The organism is Allobranchiibius sp. GilTou38 (genome assembly GCF_017565325.1).
Taxonomy (GTDB): Bacteria; Actinomycetota; Actinomycetes; order Actinomycetales; family Dermatophilaceae; genus Allobranchiibius; species Allobranchiibius huperziae.
This window is the reverse complement of the sequence record NZ_JAGEKN010000009.1, coordinates 46,503-69,595: the sequence shown is the minus strand read 5'-3', so window position 1 is coordinate 69,595 and position 23,093 is coordinate 46,503. Positions and strand designations below refer to the sequence as shown.

The 23,093-nt window shown below is 71.0% G+C and carries 24 protein-coding genes and 1 pseudogene; 12 read left to right on the top strand and 13 right to left on the bottom strand.

Annotated features, from left to right (window positions below):
* Positions 1-23: 23 nt before the first annotated feature.
* From JOB34_RS13180 to ndhC, 10 genes are read right to left on the bottom strand one after another with little or no spacing between them, the layout of a single operon-like run.
* Positions 24-1,466, bottom strand: coding sequence for a proton-conducting transporter membrane subunit (locus JOB34_RS13180; protein ID WP_208053139.1), 1,443 nt, complete (start codon positions 1,464-1,466; stop codon positions 24-26).
* On the bottom strand, positions 1,463-2,956 hold the full coding sequence (locus tag JOB34_RS13175; RefSeq protein WP_208053138.1) for an NADH-quinone oxidoreductase subunit M: 1,494 nt from the start codon (positions 2,954-2,956) through the stop codon (positions 1,463-1,465). The genes JOB34_RS13180 and JOB34_RS13175 overlap by 4 nt, the downstream gene beginning before the upstream one ends.
* Positions 2,950-4,971 carry an NADH-quinone oxidoreductase subunit L gene (locus JOB34_RS13170; RefSeq protein ID WP_208053137.1) on the bottom strand — a complete coding sequence of 674 codons (2,022 nt, stop codon included), beginning with the start codon at positions 4,969-4,971 and terminating at the stop codon, positions 2,950-2,952. The genes JOB34_RS13175 and JOB34_RS13170 overlap by 7 nt, the downstream gene beginning before the upstream one ends.
* Entirely contained in the window at positions 4,968-5,276 is a 309-nt protein-coding gene (gene nuoK / locus JOB34_RS13165; RefSeq protein WP_179482730.1) for an NADH-quinone oxidoreductase subunit NuoK, read from the bottom strand. Before nuoK ends, JOB34_RS13170 begins: the two co-directional genes overlap by 4 nt.
* Positions 5,273-5,806 carry an NADH-quinone oxidoreductase subunit J gene (locus tag JOB34_RS13160; RefSeq protein ID WP_208053136.1) on the bottom strand — a complete coding sequence of 178 codons (534 nt, stop codon included), beginning with the start codon at positions 5,804-5,806 and terminating at the stop codon, positions 5,273-5,275. The genes nuoK and JOB34_RS13160 overlap by 4 nt, the downstream gene beginning before the upstream one ends.
* Complete coding sequence (locus JOB34_RS13155) at positions 5,803-6,351, bottom strand: NADH-quinone oxidoreductase subunit I (RefSeq protein ID WP_208053135.1); 549 nt, start codon at positions 6,349-6,351, stop codon at positions 5,803-5,805. The genes JOB34_RS13160 and JOB34_RS13155 overlap by 4 nt, the downstream gene beginning before the upstream one ends.
* Positions 6,348-7,307 (bottom strand): complex I subunit 1 family protein, encoded by a 960-nt coding sequence (locus JOB34_RS13150; RefSeq protein WP_208053134.1) that lies wholly within the window; start codon positions 7,305-7,307, stop codon positions 6,348-6,350. The genes JOB34_RS13155 and JOB34_RS13150 overlap by 4 nt, the downstream gene beginning before the upstream one ends.
* A complete protein-coding gene (locus tag JOB34_RS13145) occupies positions 7,304-7,858 on the bottom strand; it encodes an NADH-quinone oxidoreductase subunit C (protein ID WP_347813863.1) in 555 nt (184 codons plus the stop codon). Before JOB34_RS13145 ends, JOB34_RS13150 begins: the two co-directional genes overlap by 4 nt.
* Positions 7,855-8,451, bottom strand: coding sequence for an NADH-quinone oxidoreductase subunit B (locus JOB34_RS13140; protein ID WP_179482740.1), 597 nt, complete (start codon positions 8,449-8,451; stop codon positions 7,855-7,857). The genes JOB34_RS13145 and JOB34_RS13140 overlap by 4 nt, the downstream gene beginning before the upstream one ends.
* Before the next feature lie 13 nt (positions 8,452-8,464).
* Positions 8,465-8,845, bottom strand: coding sequence for an NADH-quinone oxidoreductase subunit A (gene ndhC, locus JOB34_RS13135; RefSeq protein ID WP_233766801.1), 381 nt, complete (start codon positions 8,843-8,845; stop codon positions 8,465-8,467).
* Between the two features lie 94 nt (positions 8,846-8,939).
* Here ndhC and JOB34_RS13130 point away from each other — a divergent pair.
* A pseudogene (locus tag JOB34_RS13130) lies at positions 8,940-10,133 on the top strand (DUF2332 domain-containing protein).
* Here JOB34_RS13130 and JOB34_RS13125 read toward each other — a convergent pair.
* Positions 10,134-10,658 carry an Lrp/AsnC family transcriptional regulator gene (locus JOB34_RS13125; protein WP_179482744.1) on the bottom strand — a complete coding sequence of 175 codons (525 nt, stop codon included), beginning with the start codon at positions 10,656-10,658 and terminating at the stop codon, positions 10,134-10,136. It lies immediately after the preceding pseudogene.
* A 126-nt stretch (positions 10,659-10,784) separates the two neighbouring features.
* Here JOB34_RS13125 and ald point away from each other — a divergent pair, with 126 nt between their 5' ends.
* The 7 genes from ald (at position 10,785) to JOB34_RS13095 (ending at position 16,509) form a co-directional block, all read left to right on the top strand.
* Positions 10,785-11,900 (top strand): alanine dehydrogenase, encoded by a 1,116-nt coding sequence (ald, locus tag JOB34_RS13120; protein WP_208053133.1) that lies wholly within the window; start codon positions 10,785-10,787, stop codon positions 11,898-11,900.
* A gap of 156 nt (positions 11,901-12,056) precedes the next feature.
* Positions 12,057-12,359 carry an urease subunit gamma gene (locus tag JOB34_RS13115; protein WP_179482748.1) on the top strand — a complete coding sequence of 101 codons (303 nt, stop codon included), beginning with the start codon at positions 12,057-12,059 and terminating at the stop codon, positions 12,357-12,359.
* Positions 12,356-12,679: an urease subunit beta gene (ureB, locus tag JOB34_RS13110; protein ID WP_208053132.1), complete on the top strand. Its 324-nt coding sequence runs from the start codon at positions 12,356-12,358 to the stop codon at positions 12,677-12,679. Before JOB34_RS13115 ends, ureB begins: the two co-directional genes overlap by 4 nt.
* A complete protein-coding gene (locus JOB34_RS13105; RefSeq protein ID WP_208053131.1) occupies positions 12,672-14,399 on the top strand; it encodes an urease subunit alpha in 1,728 nt (575 codons plus the stop codon). The genes ureB and JOB34_RS13105 overlap by 8 nt, the downstream gene beginning before the upstream one ends.
* Position 14,400: 1 nt before the next feature.
* On the top strand, positions 14,401-15,069 hold the full coding sequence (locus JOB34_RS17650) for an urease accessory UreF family protein (RefSeq protein ID WP_243758091.1): 669 nt from the start codon (positions 14,401-14,403) through the stop codon (positions 15,067-15,069).
* Entirely contained in the window at positions 15,062-15,805 is a 744-nt protein-coding gene (gene ureG / locus JOB34_RS13100; RefSeq protein WP_347813862.1) for an urease accessory protein UreG, read from the top strand. The genes JOB34_RS17650 and ureG overlap by 8 nt, the downstream gene beginning before the upstream one ends.
* Positions 15,802-16,509 (top strand): urease accessory protein UreD, encoded by a 708-nt coding sequence (locus JOB34_RS13095; RefSeq protein WP_208053129.1) that lies wholly within the window; start codon positions 15,802-15,804, stop codon positions 16,507-16,509. Before ureG ends, JOB34_RS13095 begins: the two co-directional genes overlap by 4 nt.
* A 44-nt stretch (positions 16,510-16,553) precedes the next feature.
* Here JOB34_RS13095 and JOB34_RS13090 read toward each other — a convergent pair whose 3' ends face one another.
* Entirely contained in the window at positions 16,554-17,387 is an 834-nt protein-coding gene (locus JOB34_RS13090) for a hypothetical protein (protein ID WP_208053128.1), read from the bottom strand.
* 178 nt (positions 17,388-17,565) lie between these two features.
* On the opposite strand from JOB34_RS13090, the gene JOB34_RS13085 reads away from it, so the two are divergent.
* The 4 genes from JOB34_RS13085 to JOB34_RS13070 all read left to right on the top strand — a co-directional run bounded on the left by JOB34_RS13085 (position 17,566) and on the right by JOB34_RS13070 (position 22,241).
* The gene (locus JOB34_RS13085) at positions 17,566-19,428 is read left to right on the top strand and encodes a 2-oxoacid:acceptor oxidoreductase subunit alpha (protein WP_208053127.1); all 1,863 of its coding nucleotides are present in this window, start codon (positions 17,566-17,568) and stop codon (positions 19,426-19,428) included.
* On the top strand, positions 19,425-20,510 hold the full coding sequence (locus JOB34_RS13080) for a 2-oxoacid:ferredoxin oxidoreductase subunit beta (RefSeq protein ID WP_208053126.1): 1,086 nt from the start codon (positions 19,425-19,427) through the stop codon (positions 20,508-20,510). Before JOB34_RS13085 ends, JOB34_RS13080 begins: the two co-directional genes overlap by 4 nt.
* Positions 20,511-20,676: 166 nt before the next feature.
* Positions 20,677-21,618, top strand: a complete 942-nt coding sequence (gene rarD / locus JOB34_RS13075; protein ID WP_208053125.1) for an EamA family transporter RarD — start codon at positions 20,677-20,679, stop codon at positions 21,616-21,618.
* Positions 21,618-22,241, top strand: coding sequence for a histone deacetylase (locus JOB34_RS13070; RefSeq protein ID WP_208053124.1), 624 nt, complete (start codon positions 21,618-21,620; stop codon positions 22,239-22,241). Before rarD ends, JOB34_RS13070 begins: the two co-directional genes overlap by 1 nt.
* Before the next feature lie 12 nt (positions 22,242-22,253).
* Here JOB34_RS13070 and JOB34_RS13065 read toward each other — a convergent pair whose 3' ends face one another.
* Positions 22,254-23,087, bottom strand: coding sequence for a GNAT family N-acetyltransferase (locus JOB34_RS13065; RefSeq protein ID WP_208053123.1), 834 nt, complete (start codon positions 23,085-23,087; stop codon positions 22,254-22,256).
* Positions 23,088-23,093 lie beyond the last annotated feature (6 nt).

The following is a 23,093-nucleotide window of genomic DNA, read 5'->3' as shown; positions in this document are numbered from 1 at the left end:
AGTCGCGGACGGGTCCTGCGACATCACCCGAACAGCCCCAGGGCGGCCTGCGGCAGCACGCTGCAGACGAGCAGCGCGAGCACGGACGCGCCGACGACGAACAGGTGCACCGGATGCACCGGGTCGGGCTCCTCGGGATCGATCGAGGCGCCGAGCATGATGCGCACCCACCGCAGGTATGCCGCCACCCCCAGCATCGCGTTGGCGGCGGCGAGCACCGCGAGCACCCACAGGTGCCCGGTCGTGATCGGTTGCAGGGCGACGATCTTCGCGGTCAGGCCTGCGAGGGCGGGCGGCAGCCCGGCGAAGGTCAGGAGGGACAGCAGCAGCGCGCCACCGAGAAGGGGATGACGACGCAGCAGTCCGCCGTATGACGCGAGGCGGGTGACGTGCTGGCGCCCCTCGGCGTGCGCGAGGGCGGTGATGACAGAGAACGCGACGATGGTGGCCAGCGCGTAGACGGCGAGATACTGCGCACTGCAGCGACCCGAGTCCGCCGTGGCCGTGGTGAACGGCAGCACGATCCACCCGGCCTGCGCGACGGTGGACCACCCGAGGAAACGCAGGGCTCCGCGCTCGCGCAGGGCCATCACGTTGCCGACCGTCATGGACAGCACGGCGACCACGCCGACGGAGGCCATCGACGCGGAACTGAGGTCGGTGACCGTGCGGAAGACCGCCACGAGGGCCGCGACCGCTGCCACCTTGGAGGTGGTCGCGAGCAGCGCGCCCACCGGCACGGACGACGCGCCGATGGTCTCCGGGGTCCACAGGTGGAACGGCGCCAGGGACAGCTTGAACGCGAGCCCTGCGACGATGAATCCGACAGACAGCACCAGGATCCGGCGCAGGTCCGGGTTGCCGCCGGCCTGCAGCGCGGCGTGCGCCTCCAAGCGCGCGGTGCCGGTCGCGGCGAACCACAGGCCCGCGCCCATGGCCAGCACCGCGAACGAGACCAGCGACGTCGTGAGCAGCGTGAGCCCGGCGTCGATGGCCGCGTGCCGCGCCCGCAGCACGACCAGCGCGATCGTCGGCAGCGTCGACACCTCCAGCGCGACCAGGAACGAGCCGAGGTCGTGCGCTCCGGCGACGGCGACCGCACCGGCGGCGCTGGTGAGCAGCAGCGCCACCTGGATCGGGGCGCGTTCGTGAGGGATGCGGATGGGGTAGGCCAGCAGAGCGACGCACATCGACGCGAGCAGCGCGACCAGCTGCAGGCCCGCGCCCACATGATCGACGGCGTACCAGCAGGTGCCTTCGGTGCAGAGGGTGGCGCGTGAGCGGTGCGCCGTGTCCAGGAGCACGGGGGTCGCCGTCGCCGCGCCGGCCGCGAGCAGCAGCGCGCCGAGCATCCAGTGGACCCGCCCCAGAGTCGGGAGCAGCGCGTCGAGCAGGAGGATGCCGATCGCCCCGACCGCGGGGATCAGCACCGGCGCCAGCGTCAGCCAGCCGAAGGTGGGGTTCACGGCGCACCCCCGACCAGCACGCGGGAGACGTGGGCGAGGCCGTACGCCGTCTGGTGCATGACCGGGATCGGCCACACGCCGAGCGCCACGACACCGGCCACCAGCAGCGCGATGACGACCCACTCCACCGAGTGCGCGTCATCGGCGACGACGTCACCGTCGTACGGGAGGGAGCCGGTGCCCGCCCAGACGCCGCGTAGCACCCGCAGCGCGTACGCCGCCGCGAGGACCGACCCTGTGGCTGCGGCCACCGCCAGGATCCGGAAGAGGGTGAGCGGCCGGTCGCCGGGAGACCAGGCCGAGAAGAGCGTGAGGATCTCGCCCCAGAAGCCCGCCAGACCGGGCAGTGCGAGCGACCCGGCGAACCCCACGACGAGAGCGAGCCCGAGGCGCGGGCTGACCTGGCGCAGCGCGTGACGCGCGGTCTGCAGGTCGTCGCCGCCCCAGCGCTTCTTCAGGCCCCCGACGACGACGAAGAGGAGCGCCGAGATGACGCCGTGCGCGATGTTGCCGTAGAGCGCGGCCTGGACCCCGAGCGTGGTGCCGGTCATCAGGGCGAGCACCACGAACCCCATGTGCGCCACCGATGACCACGCGATGAGTCGCTTGAGGCTGCGTTCGACCAGGCAGACGAGCCCGCCGACCAGGATCCCGATCACCGCGAAGACCGCGACGAACGGCGCGACGGTGTGCAGGCCACCCGGCAGGGGGAAGACCACCAGGCGCACCACGGCGTAGGTGCCCATCTTTAGCAGCACCGCCGCGAGGAGCACCGAGCCGCCGGTCGGCGCGGCCGTGTGCGCCGCGGGCAGCCACGAGTGCAGCGGCCAGATGGGGATCTTGATGCCGATGCCGATCATCAGGAGCGCGGCGACCACGGTCTGGGTGCTCCCCGCCAGGTGGGCCGTCTGCAGCCGGGTGAGGTCGGAGGTGCCCGCAGACACCACGAGCACCAGGATCCCGACCAGCATGAGCGTCGAGCCGAGCACGGTGTAGAGCACGAACATCGTTGCGGCTCTGTCGCGCTCACCGGGGCGGGTGGTGTCGCCGAATCGCGCGATGAGCAGCCACATCGGCACCAGCACGAGCTCGAACGCCAGGAAGAACGCGATGGCGTCCTGCACGAGGAACGTGGCGAGCGCGCCGCCGGTGACCATCAGCAACGCGCCGAGATACGTCGCGGACGGCTCCTTCCACCCGGCGTGCAGCACCACGAGCACGCCGATCGCCGCCGTGAGCACCACCAGCGGCGCGCTGATGCCGTCGATGGCGAGGTGCAGCCGCATCCCGATGGCGGGCACCCACGAGTGGTCGATCGCCGGACGCTTCCAGACGGAGAGGAGGGCCGCGGCCAGCGCGACGACTGCGAGCGCGAGGGCGATGCCGTACGCCGCCGCGGTCGCGATCCGCAGGCGGCTGCGGTCGGCGGCGATCAGTGCGACCCCACCGAGCAACGGTGCGAGGGGGGCGACGAGCAGGGCTGCTACCACAGGGATATCCCGATCAGGCCGACGGCGACGACACCGACGGCGACCGCGACCAGGCCGGCGGTCGGCGTGCCGTTCTGCAGCCGCGCGCCCGCTCCGGCGAGCCCACGCGCCCCCTTGGCGGTGGAGTGCACGCCGGTCTCCAGCCCGCGCTCGCCGTCGGCCACCAGCCGCGCCAGCGCCAGCACCGGACGGGTGAGGGCGACATAGACCCCGTCCATCCCGAGGCCGCGGTCGGCCCTGCTGCGCAGGGTGATCGGCAGGCGCGCAGCCGCGTCGCCGTACGGCGTGCCGAGGGACTGCACGCGGACGAAGACGGCGACGGCGGCCATGAGCAGCAGGGTGGCGGCGATCAGCGCCCAGGCCGGATGCGCCAAGTCCAGGTCGATCAAGGGGGTCGTCACCACGAGGCCGCCCACGACGGCGAGGATCGCGAGCACCCGCAGCCCGAGCCGCGAGGCGGCGTCCGGCCGCGGGATCCGCTCCGGTTCCGGCTCGGGTTCGGGTTCGACGGGCACGGGGGCCGCCTGGCCCACCTCCCGGCCGCGCCGGTCGACCTGCGCGCTGGTCACGAACAGCTCCACGATGCCCACCTCCTCGACGGTGACCGAGTCCTGCACGATCTCCAGCGCCTCGTGCCGCTCCACGACGGAGCGGTGGTCGAGGATCAGCCAGGCACGCATGCAGTAGGCGGCTGTCAGGGCGACCGAGAGTGCCAGCGCCACGAACGCGATCCGACTGACGCCGTCGCCGTCGACCGCGCGAGTGGCGGCCTCGTCGACGATCAGGTCCTTGCTGACGAAGCCCGCCATCGGGGGCACACCGGCGAGCGACAGCAGCCCGATCGCGACCAGGGTGCGCGTCGCGGGGTGGGCACGGGTGGCGCCGGACATCCGCGCGACGACCGTGCCGCCGACCAGGACCGACAGCCAGCCGAAGACCAGGAAGAGCAGGGCCTTGAACATCGCGTGCGAGACCAGGTGGTTCAACGCCAGATCGCCCCGGTGGCCCACCGGCACGACCGCGATCCCGATCAGCATCAGGCCGACCTGGGAGACGGTGGACCAGGCGAGCAGCCGCTTGAGGTCGGTCTGGCAGTAGGCGAGGAAGCCGGCCAGCACGGTGGAGACCCCGGCGACCAGGACGAGGACGGTGCGCGCGGTGTCGGAGCGCTCGAGCAACGGCAGCAGCCGGGCCAGGACGACGGTGCCGGCGGCGACCATGGTGGCCGCGTGGATGAGCGCCGAGGCGGGCGTCGGGCCCTCCATCGCGTCGGGCAGCCAGTCCTGGAACGGCACCTGCGCGGACTTGCCCGCGACGCCGACGATCACCGCGATGAGACCGCCGGTGAGCAGTGCCGAAGGGCGCCCCTGCCAGTGGGTGACGATCCCCGAGATGGCGGTGGTGTGGGCGCCGGTGGCGAGCAGGATCAACCCGATCGCGAAGGGTGCGTCGGCCAGCCGGGTGACGAGGAACGCCTTGTACGCCGCCCGCCGGGCCTTCTCCCGCTCGCTGTCGTGGCCGATGAGCAGGTAGGAGCACCAGCCCATCAGCTCCCAGCCGACGATGGTGAGCAGCACGTCGTCGGACAGCACCACCAGCTGCATGGCGGCGGTGAAGAGGCTCACGGTGGCGGCGAACCCGGCGTACCGCGCGTCCTCGCGCAGATACCAGCGGGCGACCAGCTGGACGACGAGCGCGACCAGCGCGACGGTGACGGCGAGCAGCACGGCGAACCGGTCGACGCCGAGCCGCATCGGCGCCTGCAGCACCCGCCCCAGCGGCAGTGCGCCGACGGTGCCGCTGGACCCCTCGGCCGTGCCGCGGAGCTGTTGCACCATCAGCGCCGCAGCCGCGACCGGGCCGAGGAGCGAGCCGAGCAGGGCGATGACGAACGCGGGCACGCGGGCCCGGCGCACCAGCACCAGGGAGAGGCCGGCGGCGAGGGCCGGCAGCAGCACGATCAGCTGCGAGGTGTGCACCGGCCAGCCGCTGCTGTCGGTCAGCGTGTCGATCACAGGTCGTCCTCGCCTGCCACGGTCACGTCGATGTCACCGCGCGAACGGTAGACGGCCAGGATCACCGCGAGCGCGACGGCGATCTCGGCGGCTGCGATCGTGATCAGGAAGATGGTGAGCACGTGCCCGGCGCGGGCGGTGTCGCGGATGGTCGATCCGAAGGTGACGAAGAGCAGCCCGGCGGCGGCCAGCATCAACTCGACGCCGACCAGCACCAGCACCGCGTTGCGACGGGCCAGCACGCCGAAGAGCCCGGTGCCGAAGAGGATCGCGACCAGCAGCAGCGGTGGCCAGAGGTGGATCACGAGTCCTCCCCGGTGCGGCGGGTCGCGCGCGCGGGCACCAGCGAGCGGCTCATCGCCAGTGCGCCGACGAGCGCCGCGAGGAGCAGCAGCGACAGCAGCTCGAACGGCCAGACCCACGTGGAGAAGAGCATCCGGGCGAGCCCGTTCGTCGAGCCGCCGTGCACCCGCACGGTGCCGCCGCGGACGCCGGTGATGAGAACGATGCCGAGCAGGACCCCGGCGGATCCGGCGATGACGAGGGCGACCGCGCGCTGCAGCAGCGGGGTGTCGTGGTCGTGGCTGCGGCCGATCGGCGCGCGGGTGAGCATGAGGGCGAAGAGCACCAGCACGACGATCGCCCCGACGTAGACCAGCAGCTGCACCAGCGCGACCAGCTCGGCGCCGAGCACCAGGTAGCACCCGGCCAGGGTCGCGAGGCACACGGTCAGCCACAGCGCGGCGTGCATCAGGTGCCGGGTGGTGACCGCCGCGACTCCACTGGCGGCGCAGAGGATCGCGAGGATCGAGAAGAAGATGTCGTACGTCGTCACGGCGCCGGCTGCTCCGTCTCCGGAGGTTCCGTGGATCCACCGACGTCAGAAGGCTGGGGTGAGGCGGGCGCGCCCTGATCCAGCGCGGGCGGTGCGGGGACCGTGGCCATCCACTGTCCCAGCCGGTCCTTCTCGTGCAGCAGGTCGCGGATGTCGGTCTCGGCGTACTCGAACTCCGGGCTCCAGAAGAGCGCGTCGAACGGGCACACCTCGATGCAGATGCCGCAGTACATGCACAGGCTGAAGTCGATGGCGAAGCGGTCGAGGACGTTCTCCTTGCGCTCGCGCCCGCCCTCGGTGGTCGGGGGCACCGTCTCCTTATGGGAGTCGATGTAGATGCACCAGTCCGGGCACTCCCGCGCGCAGAGCATGCAGGAGGTGCAGTTGGACTCCTCCAAGGCGATCACTCCGCGCGAGCGCGGTGGCAGCCGCGGTGAGACGTCGGGGTACTCCTGGGTGTGCGCGTGCCTGGTCATCGCCCGCGCGGTGGTGCCCATCCCCTTGAGCAGTCCGGGGACCAAGCCCTTCTTGTCCTGATCGGTCATGTCGTCAGCACCACCCCTGCAGCGGTCAGCACGATCTGCAGCAGCGCCAGGGGCACGAGCCCCAGCCAGGCGACCCGCTGCAGCTGGTCTTCACGCAGCCTCGGCCACGACATCCGCATCCACAGGATGATCACGGCGAAGAAGAACCCCTTGAGCAGCACCCAGAACGGACCGATCTGGTGGTCGAACGGGCCGGTCCAGCCGCCCAGGTAGAGCACAGCGAGCAGCAGCGAGACCACCACGATGCCGGCGTACTCGGCCAGCAGGAAGAGGGCGAACCGCAGGCCGGTGTACTCCGTCCACGGACCCATCACGACCTCGGAGTCCGCGACCGGCATGTCGAACGGCGGACGCTGCAGCTCCGCGGTGCCCGCGACCAGGAAGACGATCGCCCCCGGCAGCTGCCACAGCAGCCACCACGGAGTCCACGCGTGGGCGATCGAGACCAGGGAGAAGGATCCGGCGGCCATCGCGAACGAGGCGCCCGCGAGGATCAGCGGCACCTCGTAGGAGACGAGCTGTGCCGCCGAGCGCAAACCGCCGATGAGCGCGTACTTGTTGCCGCTGGACCAGCCGGCCATCAGCGTGCCGACCGTGCCGATCGCGCCGACCGCGAGCACCCACAGCAGGCTGCCGGTGATCCCGGCGGCGACCAGGTGCGGCCCGAACGGGATGACTGCGAGCGCGAGCAGGTAGGACACGATGCCGAGCGCGGGCGCGAGACGGAAGACCGGCTTGTCAGCGGCGAGCGGGACGATGTCCTCCTTCTGGGTGAACTTCACCCCGTCCGCGACCAGCTGCGCCCAGCCGTGGAAGCCGCCGGCGTACATCGGGCCGAGGCGTCCCTGCATGTGCGCCATCAGCTTGTGCTCGGTCTGCCCGACGAGCAGCGGCAGCACGAGGAACCCGATCAGCACGCACAGCGACCGCAGCACGACCTCGCCGAAGGTGGTCACCGTGGACCCCAGGTGGGGTCGGGGATGCCGGGCGGCTGCATCCGGCGGCGCGGCGCGCGTGCCGGTTTGCCGTCGGTCTTCGCCTGATCGGCCTGACCGGTCGGGGTGTCGGCCGGGTCCTTGGCGCCCGGCCACGGCTTGCTGACCCGGGCGGTCAGCACGAAGGACTTGCGCAGCGGGGTGCCGACGAACCCGTCCGGCAGCAGCAGCGGCCGCAGACCCAGGCCGGTGCCGTCGTCGAATCCGTCGAAGGGGATGCCGAACATCTCGTGGGTCTCGCGCTCGTGCCACGCCGCACCGCGCCACAACCCGGTGCAGCTCGGCACCGCCTCACCGTCGGGCACCGTTGTCCTGACCAGGGTTTCGCGCAGCGCACCGGGCGTCGGGTCGTACAGGTGCGCGACGATGTCGAAGCCCGGCTCGTCGGCGCGGTCGGTCTCGTCGACCGCCGTCAGGAAGTCGAACATTGCGAAACCGCCGCTGCGCGCGTCGCGCAGCGTGTCGGTCCAGTCCGCGAGTGCGCAGCGGACGGTGGGGATCTCGTCGGTCACGAGCCGGCCTCCGGGGGTGCCGGAGGGGCGACCAGCGGGCGACTCACCTCGGCCGCGGTGGCGCGGCGACCGGCGTACGGACCGAGCTTCTCGCGCAGCGACGCGGTGCTGGGGCGCTCGCTCGCGATGCGGTCCTGCAGCGCGAGGATGCCCTGGAGCAGGGCCTCGGGGCGCGGCGGGCAGCCGGGCACGTAGACGTCGACGGGGATCAGCTGGTCGACGCCCTTGGTGACGCAGTAGGAGTCCCAGTACGGTCCGCCGGAGTTGGAGCAGGCACCGAACGAGATCACGTACTTCGGCTCGGGCATCTGGTCGTAGAGCCGGCGGATGGCGGGCGCCATCTTGTCGGTGACCGTGCCCGAGACGACCATCAGGTCGGCCTGCCGCGGACCCGGCGCGAACGGGATGACGCCGAGGCGGATGAAGTCGTGACGGGCCATGGAGGCCGCGATGAACTCGATGGCGCAGCAGGCGAGCCCGAAGTTGAAGACCCATAAGGAGTAGCGGCGGCCCCAGTTCAGCACCAGGCGCATCGGCTTGGGTGCGGCGACCTGCGCAGGACCGACGCGCGGCAGGGGGAGATCGGTCGTCATGGCGGCTCCCCTCTCAGTTGTCGAGCGTCCAGCGCAGCAGCCCGCGCCGCGCGGCGTGCGCCAGACCGACCAGGATGACGGCCGCGAAGATGCCCATCTCCAGCAGGCTGGCGCGGTTGATGGCCTTGTCCCGCAGCACGAGCGCCCAGGGGAAGAGGAAGACGGAGTCGACCGCGAAGACCAGGTAGAGGAAGGCGAACGTCATGTAGCGCACGTGGGTCTGCGCCCAGCCGCCCGCGACCGGGTCGACGCCCGACTCGTACGTGGATGCCTTGGCCTGGCTGGGCGCGCGCGGCGCGAGCAGGCGCCGGGCCAGCATCGCGGCGACGAAGAGCAGCACGCCGGCCGCCGTCACCCCGGCGAGTACGAGGTACCCGCTCAACCCAGAACTCACGGTCCGCAGCCTAACGAGCGGGGGTCTCCGCGTTGGGCACCGTCCATTTCCCGTGTCGCCGCCCGCTGTCGCGCTCAGGTGTGATGATGCGCGGATGAGCGATCTGGAGTCGATCGAGGAACGACTCACGGCGTGGTCGCAGGAGTACGCCGACCTGCCGCTCTACAGCTCCATCACCGCGAACGCCGCCCGCGACGACGAGGTGGCGGGGCTGTTGCAGTCGGCTCAGCCCGGCCAGGCGCGCCCCGTGCTCCTCCTGGCTGCCCTGCACGACCTCGTACTCGATCACCCCGATCTGCCCGTCGCCCAGTGGTATCCGAGCGTCGTCGGGCCGGACGCGGTGGCGACGGACGACCCCTGGCCGAAGGTGCGCGACGCGGCCCTGGCACACGCCGACCGGCTGCGCGAGGTCATCGCGACCCGCTCCACCCAGACCAACGAGGTCAACCGCTGCGTCTACCTGGCCGCGCTGCTGCAGCGCGCCTGCACGGATGTGCCCGATCTGCCGGTCGGGCTGGTGGAGATCGGCGCCAGTGCCGGGTTGCTGCTGGGCATCGACCGCTACCGCACGACCATCCATACGCGTGGCGACTCGCACGGTGAGCGGGCGGCGTACGGGCCGGCGGACTCCGCCGTGCAGTGCCTGGGCGAGGACCGCTCCGCCCGACCTGCCGGCGGGTTGCGACTCCCGGCGATCGCGAGCGCCCGCGGCATCGACCTGCACCCCGTCGACCTGTCCGACGAGTCCGCCGTGCGGTGGCTGGCCGCGTGCCTGTAGCCGGAGGTGCCGGGCCGGTACGAACGGTTCACCGCGGCCGTGGACCTGCTGCGCCCCGATCCACCGGCCGTCGATCGTGGCGACATGATCGACGACCTGCCGGCCACCCTGGCACGAGCGGGCGGCGACCACCTCGTGCTCTTCAGCTCCTGGGCGCTGACGTACGTCGAGCGGTCCCGCCGTCCGCTGGTCGCGCGCCATCTGGCCGCCGCGGCCCGTGACGGGCGACCGGTCAGCTGGATCACCGCCGAGCCACCGCGCTGCATGCCCGAGGTCGAGCTGCCGCCGCATCTGCGGGACGCGCAGGGCGGCACGGTGCTGGGGGGCCCGCCGCTGGCGCGACGGGGCGGAGCTGGAGCCGGCGTACTGGGGCACCGCCCATCCGCACGGTCAGTGGTTCGACTTCGCCTGACTGCGCACCTGCGCCTGACGGCGTTCGCGTTCGTTGACGGCGTTCGAACACCGTCAACGAACGCGAACACCGTCAGCGTGCTTGCCCGACCGGCCTGATCACCCGGGGTGGGTGTGCCGGGTCTGAGCACGGCCGGCGACGTGCTCGAAGATCAGGGTGGTCTCGGTGAGGGCCACGTCCTGGGAGGCGCTGAGGTTGTCGACCACGAAGTTGCTGAGCGCGGAGGGCGATTCGCATGCCACGTGCAGCTGGAAGTCATTGGCGCCGGCGAGGAAGTAGACGTTCAACACTCCCGGCAAGGCTGCGAGCCGACCGGTCAGCTCCCTGATCCGCGAGCGCGATCCCGCGCGCAGCCGGACCGAGACGAACGCCTGGATCGGGCGTCCGATCGCCTCCGGATCGATGTCCGCGTGGTAGCCGCGGATCACCCCGCGCTCGCGCAACAGCCGCACCCGGTTGAGGCAGGTGGACGGCGCGATGCCGGCCGCGCGCGCCAGCGCCTTGTTGGCCATCCGGGCGTCCGCCGCGAGCAGTCCGAGCAGCACCTGATCGGTGTCGTCCAGCGGCGCCGCGCTGTGACCCACACCACCGGACCGAACTTCCTTCATCAACACCCGTCCCATGGCAGCAGAATCGACAGAAGTTCACCTCGCCACGACTCTGGCGAATAATCGACAGAATCCTAGCGTTGCGACCCGTCCAAGTTCGATCCTGGGATGACGAGTTGTCATCGACCCAGGAGGATCACCGTGCGCGTCGGCGTACCCAAGGAAGTCAAGAACCACGAGTACCGGGTGGCCATCACCCCGATCGGCGTGCACGAGCTCGCCACGCAGGGCCACGACGTCTGCATCGAGAAGGGTGCCGGCGTGGGCTCCTCCATCCACGACGAGGAGTACATCGCGGCCGGTGCCAAGATCATCGACTCCGCCGATGACGTGTGGGCCGACGCCGAGATGATCCTCAAGGTCAAGGAGCCGGTGGAGCAGGAGTACCACCGCATGCGCGAGGGCCAGCTGCTCTTCACCTACCTGCACCTGGCCGCCGACAAGCCGCTCACCGACGAGCTGCTGAAGCGCAAGGTGACCGGCATCGCGTACGAGACGGTGCAGCTGCCCTCCGGCGGGCTGCCGCTGCTGTACCCGATGTCCGAGGTCGCCGGGTGCCTCGCACCGCAGGTCGGCGCGCACTCCCTCATGAAGGCGCAGGGCGGTCGCGGCGTGCTCATGGGCGGCGTCGGCGGCGTCGCCAACGCCAAGGTCGTCGTCATCGGCGCGGGTGTCTCCGGCCAGAACGCCGCGAACATCGCGCTCGGCATGGGCGCCGACGTCACGATGCTCGACACCGACCTGGACAAGCTGCGGATGTCGTTCTGGCGCTACAGCAACCGGGTGCACGGGCTGGCGTCGTCGTCGCTGGCGATCCGCCAGCAGCTGCTGGAGGCCGACATGGTCATCGGTGCGGTGCTCATCCCGGGCGCGCGCGCCCCGAAGCTGGTCACCAACGAGCTGGTCTCGCAGATGAAGCCCGGCTCGGTGCTCGTCGACATCGCGGTCGACCAGGGCGGCTGCTTTGAGGACACCCACCCGACCACGCACGCCGACCCGACGTACATGGTGCACGACTCGGTCTTCTACTGCGTCGCGAACATGCCCGGTGCGGTGCCGAACACGTCGACATACGCGCTGACCAACGCGACGCTGCCCTACACGGTCGCGCTCGCCCGGAAGGGCTGGCAGCAGGCCTGCCGCGACGACCACTCGCTCGCGCTGGGGCTCAACACGTACGACGGCTCGCTCACCAACGCCCCGGTCGCCGAGGCGCACGGGCTGACCTCGACCTCGGTGGAGGACGCCATCGCCTGACCTGCACCGACTGCAGCGACCGACATGCAGTTCGTGGTCTCTTCGTCGGTCGATCCGCGCAGCCGCGCGGATCGACCGGTGGCAGCACCGCGGACTGCATGTTCGTCGTTACAGGGCGAAACGTGGCCGACACATTGAGTTGCTTCACTGGCCCGCATGCACCTGACACCCGCCGACACCGAGAAGCTGCTGCTCTCGGTCGCCGGGATGGTCGCCCGCGACCGGCTCGCGCGCGGCGTCCGGCTCAACTACCCCGAGAGCGTCGCCCTGCTCTCGACGTGGGTCATCGAGCGGGCCCGTGAGGGCGCGCTGGTCGCCGACCTGATGGAGTCCGGCCGTGAGGTCCTCACCCGCGATCAGGTGATGGACGGCGTGGCCGAGATGATCCCCGACGTCCAGGTCGAGGCGACGTTCCCCGACGGCCGCAAGCTCGTCACCCTGCACCACCCGATCGCATGAGCGGCGAAAACGACGGACCGGGCGCGATCCGGGTCGCGCCCGGCACGCTCACCATCAACGCGCGCGCAGACGGCGACCGGCGCACGCTGGTCATCGTCAACACCGGCGACCGGCCGATCCAGATCGGCTCGCATCTGCACCTGCCTGACGCGAACATCGCCCTGGACTTCGATCGCGCTGCGGCGCAGGGCTTCCGGCTCGACGTGCCCTCCGGCACCTCGGTGCGTTTCGAGCCGGGGATGTCTCGCGAGGTCGGTGCGGTGCGCCTGGCCGGGCGGCAGAAGGTGCCTGGCATCCAGACGGGGAAGCACGATGGCTGAGCTGGACCGCGCGAAGTACGCCGCGCTCTACGGCGGGACGACCGGCGACCAGGTGCGCCTCAGCGACACCGACCTGTGGATCGAGATCGAGCGCGACCTCACCGCCACGCTGCCGGACGGATCGATCTCCTACGGCGACGAGGCCGTCTTCGGCGGCGGCAAGTCGATCCGCGAATCGATGGCGCAGGGCACCCGCACCAGCGCCCAGGCAGCGCTCGACACCGTGATCACCGGTGCCATCGTGCTCGATCACTGGGGTGTCGTACGCGCCGATGTCGGCATCCGCGACGGGCGCATCGTCGGGATCGGGCGCGCCGGCAACCCCGACATCACCGACGGCATCACGCCGGAGCTGGAGATCGGGCCGGGCACCGACGTCATCTCGGGCGAAGGACGCGTCCTCACCGCCGGCGGCATCGACATGCACGTGCACTTCCTGTCGACCAGTCAGGTGCACGAGGCGCTGGCGACCGGGCTGACCACCCTGGGCGGCGGGGGCACCGGTCCGTCCGAGGGGTCGAAGGCGACCACCGTCACGCCCGGGCCGTGGCACCTGCAGTCGGTGCACCGCGGCCTGGATCACCTGCCGGTGAACCTGCTGCTGATGGGCAAGGGCAACACCGTCAGCGCCGAGGGTCTGCGCGAGCAGGCGCTGGCCGGGGCGGCGGCGTACAAGGTGCACGAGGACTGGGGCTCCACCCCGGCCGCGATCGATGCGGCGCTGCGCGCGGCCGACACGTACGAGATGCAGGTCGCGCTGCACTCGGACAGTCTCAACGAGGCCGGCTACGTCGAGTCGACGCTGCGCGCGATCGGCGGCCGGTCGATCCACGCGTTCCACACCGAGGGCGCGGGCGGCGGTCACGCACCGGACATCCTGTCGATCGCCTCTGAGCCGAACGTCCTTCCCGGATCTACGAATCCGACACTCCCGCACACCGTCAACACCGTCGCCGAGCACTTGGACATGCTCATCGTCTGCCACCACCTGAACCCCTCGGTGCCGGAGGATCTGGCGTTCGCCGAGTCGCGCATCCGCGCCACCACGATCGCGGCCGAGGACCTGCTGCACGACATGGGCGCGCTCTCGATCACCTCCTCGGACGCGCAGGCGATGGGCCGGATCGGCGAGGTCATCACCCGCACCTGGCAGGTCGCGCACGTGATGAAAGCCCGCCGCGGATCGCTCGGCACGTCGCTGCCCGCGGACAACGAACGCGCACGGCGCTACGTCGCGAAGTACACGATCAACCCCGCGATCGCGCACGGCATCGAGCACGAGGTCGGATCGATCGAGGTCGGCAAGCTGGCGGACCTGGTGTTGTGGGAGCCGAGGTTCTTCGGGATCCGGCCGTCCGTCGTCGTCAAGGGCGGCGCGATCGTGTGGGCCGCCCTCGGCGACCCGAACGCCTCGATCCCGACCCCGCAACCGGTGCTGATGCGGCCGGCGCTCGTGGCGTCGTCCGGAGCGGACCTCTCGATGTCGTTCGTGTCGCCGCTCGCGCTGGACGGCGGGCTCGCGGACCGGCTCGGGCTGCGGCGCGCACTGGTCGCCGTGCGCGGCACCCGCGACGTCGGCAAGGCGCAGATGGTCAACAACTCCGCCACGCCGCGCATCGACATCGACGCCGAGACCTTCGCGATCGCCATCGACGGCGAGGTCGTGCAGCCGGCGCCCGCGGCGGAACTGCCGTTGGCGCAGCTCTACTCGATGTTCTGAGATGTCCTCCGCCACAGGCTCGCTCGCGACGTTGCTGCTCGGCGACGCGCGGCTGCCCACCGGCGGGCACACGCAGTCCGGCGGTCTGGAACCCGCGTTGCTGGCGGGTATGCCGAGTGGCGACATCCCGGCGTACCTCACGACGCGCCTGCGCACCGCGACCCTCGTCGACGCGGCGACGGGGGTGGTCGCGCTGCGGGTGCTGCTCGCGGGTGGTCCGCTCGAGCCGGTCGAGCAGGCGTGGGCCGCGCGGACGCCGAGTCACGTCGTGCGGCAGGCGTCGGTGGAGCTGGGTCGCGGGTACGAGCGCCTCCTCGCCCGCCTCACTGAGGAGCGCGACGTGCGCGGCCGACCGGTACGGCGGGGTGAGCCGCGGCCGATCGCCATCGCCCGGATCGCCGCCCGACTCGACGTGCCGGCCGCCGACCTCGCCCGAGTGATCTGCCACGACGATGTGCAGTCCGCGTGCGCCGCAGCGCTCAAACTCGCGCCGCTGGATCCGGTCGACACCGTCGTGTGGGCGCTCGAGGTGGCCCCGCTCGTGGAGCAGATCGTCGTGCAGGTCGCCGACCTGCGCACGCCGGCCGACATACCGGCACCGGCCGCACCCGCTGCCGAGATCTGGCAGCACGCCCACGCCACCGCCCGAAGGAGACTCTTCCGTGCCTGACTCGCCTCATTCGCCCGACTCGCCCCACCACGCCACTCGCGCGCTGCGTCTCGGCATCGCCGGCCCGGTCGGCACCGGGAAGTCCTCGCTGATCGCGACGCTGTGCCGGACGCTCGCGGGCCGGCTGGAGATCGGCGTGGTCACCAACGACATCTACACCGACGAGGACGCTCAGATGCTGCGTGCGGCAGGGGTGTTGGACCCGGCTCGCATCCGCGCCGTCGAGACCGGTGCATGCCCGCACACCGCGATCCGTGACGACATCACCGCCAACGCGATCGCGGTGGAAGATCTGGAAGCCGACTTCGCGCCGCTGGACCTGGTGCTCGTGGAGTCCGGCGGCGACAACCTCACCGCGACCTTCTCCCCCGCGCTGGTCGACGCGCAGATCTTCGTGCTCGACGTCGCGGGCGGCGGCGACGTGGTCCGCAAGGGCGGCCCCGGGATCGCCCGCGCCGACCTGCTGGTCGTCAACAAGATCGACCTGGCCGAGCAGGTCGAGGTCGACCACGAGCTCATGGTCGAGCAGGGCCGCGACGCCCGGGACGGCCGACCGGTGCTCGGGCTCTCCCGCAAACGCCCGGAGACCGTCGCCGCCCTGGCCGACTGGGTCGTGGCGATGATCGCCGCCCACCGCGAGGGCACCCATCACCCGGTCGATCCGGGTCCGATGGCGCCGCACGCCCACACCGACGGCACGGTGCACTCGCATGAGCACGGGGCGCGCACTCCTTGACCGACCGGGAGACCGTCGTCCGCGTCGAGTCCTGCGGCTCCGAGCGGGCGAGGGTGCAGCTGCGGACCGGGGTGCTGGCTCCGCGGCTGATCGCGCGGACCGCGGACGCCGTCGAGGTGGCACTAGTCGCGACGACCGCCACCCTGCTCGGCGGCGATCATGCGCGCGTGCGCCTCGAGGTCGGCGCAGGGTGCCGACTCGTCGTACGCGATGTCGCAGCGACCGTTGCGTACGACGGGCGAGGTGGGACAGCGTTGTGGGACAACGTCATCGAGGTCGAGAAGGGCGGTGTGCTCGTGTGGCAGGCCGAGCCGTTCGTCGTGAGCGACGGCGCCGACGTACGCCGCTCGACCCGGGCCGAGGTGGCCGAGGGCGGCCGGTTGCTGATGCGCGACACCGTCGGCATCGGCCGGTCCGGACAGGCAGGTGGAGCGCTGCGCTGTCGCACCCGCATGACGTACGACGGAACGCCCGCCGTCGCGGAGGATCTCGATCTGTCACCCGAATCGCGTTCGCTACCAGGGATGCTGGCAGATGCCCGGATCATCGACACGATCACGGCCCTCGGCTGGCGACCTACCGCAGCAGCCGACCACTTCGAACTGGCCGCGCTCGGCGCGATGGCCCGCCGCCTCACCCGGGAGGCCCACACCTCTGACGTGGACGCGATCTGGTCCCGCTGGAGCTCGCACCTGGAGCGATGAACCTGGGCTCGCTTCCGGGCGCTTCGCCCGGAAGGTCGGACGGGTCAGGACGTACGCGACTCGTGCCCGCTGCGGACCGGATCGTCCTCCTCTTGGGATGGGGCGACCAGGACGGCCGCACGCTCGGCGGACTCCGCGGCGGCGTCCTCGCGAGTGGGCGCACCGGCGACCAGGTCGCCGAACCAGGTCAGCCCGTGCGCGATGTGCCGGTCGAAACCGCCGGCCCTGCCCCGCGCGCGCACCTGCTTGCGCGAGCCCTCGGGGTAGCGCCGGTACCAGGGCGAGCCGGGTCGCGCGAGGCGCACCGCACCGACGTACGCGACGATCGGCACGATGGCGGCGAGCACGACCAGGCGGTACTTCCCCTTCGCCGCGCAGATCAGGCAGCAGACGAAGCTGGTCAGCAGGATCACGACGGTGGCCCAGCGCACGGGCGCGTTGCGGTCGGTGAGCTCGTCGACGTTCTCGGGGGTGAAACCGAGCAGCGTCAACCCCATCACCATCCCCGCGAGCGCAACGGCCTGCACAGACGCCCGTCCCTGACGCGCCCAGTACACGTCGCGCAGGTGCAGGATCAGCGCGAACTCGTCGAGTACGAGCGAGGCGCCCGCACCCACGCAGAGCCCCGCGATGTTGAGCGACGTCGAGTCGTACGACGCGAGCGAGGTGAGAGCGCCCGCGAGGAGCAGGAAGAGCCCCGGCACGGCGTGGTGGATGTGCAGTCCGGTGGAGCTGACGTTGTTTCGGAACGGGCCACGGCCGCTGCGGATGGTCCGGGTCACGAGGCGGGTCAGCAGGAACGTCGCGATGAACGCCACGAGGCACAGCGCCACGGGCTCCTTGCCGGCCTCCACGATCCGGTCCTGCCACCAGGTCACAACCGCGAGCGTATGCCGCCCGTCTGGGCGATTGCTCCTTCTCGCACGAGCACATTCTGAAAGCGTGCTGTCGCGAAGCAGCAGGAAATCCTGTGAAACCGGGGGGTACGGGCGGGACGAAATCGCCCGCGGCCTAGGTTGGAGGAGGTTAGACCGACCCCACGGGAGCACTCGCCACATGAGCAGCAAGTCCCAGCAGACCCTCGATCGTGTCGTCATCCGATTCGCCGGCGATTCCGGCGACGGGATGCAGTTGACCGGTGACAGGTTCACCGCCGAGACCGCGAGTCTCGGCAACGACCTGTCGACGCTGCCCAACTTCCCCGCCGAGATCAGAGCGCCCCAGGGCACACTGCCGGGCGTCTCCTCGTTCCAGCTGCACTTCGCCGACCACGAGGTGCTGACCCCCGGCGACGCGCCCGACGTGCTGGTCGCGATGAACCCGGCCGCCCTGCGTGCCAACCTCGGCGACCTGCCTCGTGGCGGCGTAATCATCGCCGACGCCGACGAGTTCACGAAGCGCAACCTGGCCAAGGTCGGCTATCCCAGCAACCCGCTCGAGGACGACAGCCTCGAGTCGTGGGCGCTGCACGCCGTCCCGCTCACCTCCATCACGGTCGCGGCGCTGGCCGACTTCGAGCTCACCCGCAAGGAGAAGGAACGCGCGAAGAACATGTTCGCGCTCGGGCTGCTGTCGTGGATGTACTCCCGCCCGACCAGCGGCACCGAGTCGTTCCTCAAGCGCAAGTTCGCGGGCAAGCCCGCCATCCTCGCCGCCAACCTGGCGGCTCTGCACGCGGGACACGCGTACGGCGAGACGACCGAGTCGTTCGCGGTCTCCTACACCGTGCGGCGTGCGCCCAAGGCAACCGGCACCTACCGCAACATCACCGGAAACCTCGCCATCGCCTACGGTTTCGTGGCCGCGGCACACCGCGCGGACCGACCCCTGGTGCTGGGCAGCTACCCGATCACCCCGGCCTCGGACATCCTGCACACGCTGTCCGGCCTGAAGCGGTTCGGCGTGACGACCATCCAGGCCGAGGACGAGATCGCCGGCGTGGGTGCCGCGCTCGGCGCGGCGTTCGGTGGCGCGATCGGCCTCACCACGACGTCGGGGCCGGGCCTCGCCCTCAAGGCGGAGACCATCGGGCTCGCCGTCTCCCTGGAGCTGCCACTCGTGATCGTCGACGTGCAGCGCGGCGGTCCGTCCACCGGGTTGCCCACCAAGACCGAGCAGTCCGATCTGCTGCAGGCGATGTACGGCCGCAACGGCGAATCGCCGGTCGCCGTGATCGCCCCTGCGACACCGGTCGACTGCTTCGACGCGGCGCTCGAGGCAGTGCGCATCGCGACGACCTACCGGACGCCGGTGATCGTGCTCTCGGACGGCTCGCTCGCGAACGGCTCCGAGCCGTGGCGGCTGCCGCAGATCGGCGACCTGCCAAATCTCCACGTCGATGCCCCGACCGAGCCCAATTCCGTCGACGACAAGGGCAACCCGGTATTCGCGCCCTACCTGCGCGATCCGAACACGCTGGCGCGGCCGTGGGCCGTGCCGGGCACGCCGGGGCTGGAGCATCGCGTCGGCGGCATCGAGAAGGCCGACGTCACCGGCAACATCAGCTACGACCCGGACAACCACGACCACATGGTCCGCACCCGCCAAGCCAAGATCGACGGCATCGACGTGCCCGACGTCGTGGTCGACGACCCGTCCGGCGACGCCCGCGTGCTGATCCTGGGGTGGGGTTCGACGTACGGCCCGATCGCGGAGGCCACCCGACTGTGCCGCTCCGCAGGTTCCAAGGTCGCGCGGGCCCACCTGCGCCACCTGGCGCCGTTCCCTGGGAATCTCGGCGAGGTGCTGCGCGCGTACGACCGCGTGGTGCTGCCGGAGATGAACCTCGGCCAGCTCGCACTGCTGTTGCGCGGGAAGTACCTGGTCGACGTGCGCAGCCACACCGCCGTCCGCGGCCTGCCCTTCACCTCGACGGAGATCGCAGCCGTCATCCACGAGCACCTGGAGGAACTTCGATGAGCCTCGACCTCGGTATGCCGACGCTCGGCACCTCCGGAGTCCCCCGGCTCGGCGACGACGAAGCGCAGACGAAGAAGGACTTCACCTCCGACCAGGAGGTGCGCTGGTGCCCCGGGTGCGGCGACTACGCGATCCTCGCCGCGATGCAGGGCTTCCTGCCCGACCTGGGGCTGCGCCGCGAGAACATCGTCTTCATCTCCGGCATCGGCTGCGCTGCTCGCTTCCCGTACTACCTGGACACCTTCGGCATGCACTCGATCCACGGGCGCGCGCCCGCGATCGCGACCGGCCTCGCCACGTCCCGCGAGGACCTGTCGGTGTGGGTCGTGACCGGTGACGGCGACGCGCTGTCGATCGGCGGCAACCACCTGATCCACGCCCTGCGCCGCAACGTCAACATCAAGATCCTGCTCTTCAACAACAAGATCTACGGCCTCACCAAGGGCCAGTACTCCCCCACCTCCGATATCGGCGCGGTGACCAAGTCCTCGCCGCTGGGATCGGTGGATCAGCCGTTCGACCCGGTGTCGCTGGCGCTCGGCGCGGAGGCCAGTTTCGTTGCCCGCACCATGGATTCGGACCGAAAGCACCTGACCGCGACTCTGCGCGCGGCCGCCGAGCACCGGGGCAGCGCCCTGGTCGAGATCTATCAGAACTGCCCGATCTTCAACGACGGCGCCTTCCAGCTGGTCAAGGACCGTGACGAGGCCAGCGCGCGCATCATGCAGCTGGTCGACGGCGAACCGATCCGGGCCGGCGAGGGCGAGACGGCGCGCGTCGTCGTACGCGGCCCCGAAGGCCACCTGGCCGTCGAGCCGGAGGCCACCGCGGATCCGGCACGCGTCGTGCGGCACCGGGTGAACGACAACGACCCGAGCCAGGCGTTCGCACTGAGCCGCCTGGACGATCCGTCGTTCGCGCAGCTGCCGATGGGGGTCTTCCGATCGGTGTCGCGCCCGACGTACGACGACGGGGTCCGCAGCCAGGTCGCCGCCGCGATCGACACGGCCGGTGGTCCCGCCGACGACCGGGCACTGGAGCAGCTGCTGCACGGCCACGACACCTGGACCGTCTCCAACTGATCTCCGCCCGGCCGTGGGTCGTGCGCGGCCAGGTGGCCGGTTTGCGTCCGTGGCCAGGGCTGCAGCACTGGCCACGGACGCACAACCCCCACCCCGTTCGGCGGCGTCCGTCGGCCCGATAGCCTTCGATTTCAAAGCCTCCACCGACCGATCGAGGGACCGCCCGATGGCGAACGGCAAGCCGGCCCGCTCCGAGACGAGCACGGGCACGGCGTACGGGTTCGTCGCCTACCTGCTGTGGGGCGTGTTCCCGCTCTACTTCCACGCCATCGAGCCCGTCGGCGCGTGGGAGGTCCTGGCGCACCGGGTGCTGTGGACGCTGCTCGTGTGCGCGGTGATCCTGGCGGTGCGTCGGCGGATGGGCTTCGTACGCGAGGTGCTGGCCGAGCCGCGCCGCCTCGTCGCACTGAGCATCGCCAGCCTGCTGATCGCCGCGAACTGGACGATCTACGTGCAGGCGGTCGTCACCGGCCACGTCACCGAGGCAGCCCTCGGTTACTTCCTGAATCCACTGGTCACCGTCGCGCTCGGTGTCGTGGTGTTGAAGGAACGGTTGCGGGTGCTGCAGTGGGTGGCCGTCGCGATCGGTGTCGCCGCGTGCGTCTACCTCGCCGTCGACTACGGCAAACCGCCGTGGATCGCCGTCAGCCTCGCTCTGTCGTTCGCCGGCTACGGGTTGATGAAGAAGCGCGTCGGCGGCCGCCTGACCGCGTTGGAGAGCCTGTCGTTCGAGACGGCGGTGCTCGCGCCGATCGCCGTGATCCTGTTGGCGGTGCTGACGATCCGCGGTGATTCGACCTTCACCACGGAAGGCACCGGCCACGCCGTTCTCCTCGCGGTGTCCGGCATCGTCACCGCGGTGCCGCTCCTGCTCTTCGCCGCCGCCGCACGTCGGGTGCCGCTCGTGACGATCGGGCTGCTGCAGTTCCTCACCCCGATCCTGCAGCTCATCTGCGGGGTCGCCCTGCTGGGCGAGCACATGTCGTCGGCGCGCTGGATCGGCTTCGGGATCGTGTGGATCGCGCTGGTGCTGCTCGTGATCGACTCGGTCGTGAGCGCGAGCCGCGGGCGGCGTCCGAGTCGGTCGGCGGCCGGTCTCGCCGCCTGATGGAGCGGGTCTGGTACGCCGCGTACGGCTCCAATCTGTCGCGGGACCGTTTCGAGCACTACCTGTCCGGTGGCCGGCCGGACGGTGCCGCCCGCACCTACCCTGGCGCCCGCGACCGTACGCCACCCACCGGAGACCACCCGCTGCTGTTACCCGGCCGGCTCTACTTCGCGTGGAAGTCCCCGACCTGGACCGGCGGTGTCGCGTTCTACGACCCGACGGTACGGGAAGGGGCGCCGACGGTCGCGGCACGCGCGTACCTGCTCACGGTGCAGCAGTTCAGCGATGTCGCCGCCCAGGAGATGCACAGACCGCCCGGGGACGAGGTGGACGTCGCCGGCCTGCTCGCGCACGCACCGATGGCGACGCTCGGCCCCGGCCGGTACGAGACGTTGCACCAGGTCGGCGAACTCGAGGGGTTGGCGGTCGTGACGTTCTCCGCGCCCTGGACGATCGAGACCGCACCGCTCAACGCACCCAGCGCGGCATACCTGCGCCGGATCGCGGACGGTCTGCGCGAGGCGCACGGCTGGTCGGCGGAGCAGATCTGCGGCTACCTGCTCGACTGCCCCGGTGTGCAACCCACCTGGAGCCGCGCGTCGCTCGCGGCAGCGACCGGCTAGCGCCGCCCTCCGTCACCCCCACTCCAGGAGTTCGGAAGCCTCGCCGCTGACCGGCAACTCGTCCAGCAGCGGCCGGAAGTGCGGGTCGGTGTCGTGCCCGTCGAAGCTGATGGCGGCGATGCCGTCCTCGGCGAGCGACAGCAGACTGTCCCGCACGCACGCGCGCAGGAGTGCGAGCCCGTCAGTCTCATCACGCTCACGACACTCGGCCACCACCACCGGCTCCGGCGCATCGGCGAAGACGAACGCCGCGGCCCTGACACGACCCTCACCGACGACCCTGGTGTGCACGAGATCGAGCTCATCGGCGAAGTCCTCGAGCAGGGGCTCTTCGGACCCTGGTGCCACGGGAGCCCAGTCGGCGTGCATCCACTCGTAGATGTCGGTCCAGGCACGCTGCAACTCGGAAAGGTCCACGGCGGTGCCCGCGACGGTCGCGACGGGCGATTTCGTGAGCCGCGCTGCATCGACCGTCTGCACCCGTTCCGGCGGGCAGGTCTGGTACGCGTGCGCGCCCAGGCCTCGTGCGAATTGCACAGCCTCGGAAGAGACGAAGCCGCGTGAGCACATCGGCTTGGGATCGGTTCGCAGGTCCGCCAGGTACCTCGCGATGCTGCGACCGTGGCCACGGCGGCGGCGCTGCGGCGCGACCATGACCTCCACCCAGTACCGATCGTCGTGGACACGGCTGGTGAAGAGACGACCCGCGGCCACGACCATGCCGTCCTCCGTCCCCACGACCGCCCGCGTGGCATCGTCGCGCCACCGGTCCGCGCGCAGGTCGATGCCCGCCAGCCAGTCAGGCGCCGCCGCCACGTCGCCGGCGGTCGCCGGCCGGATGTCCACCACCCC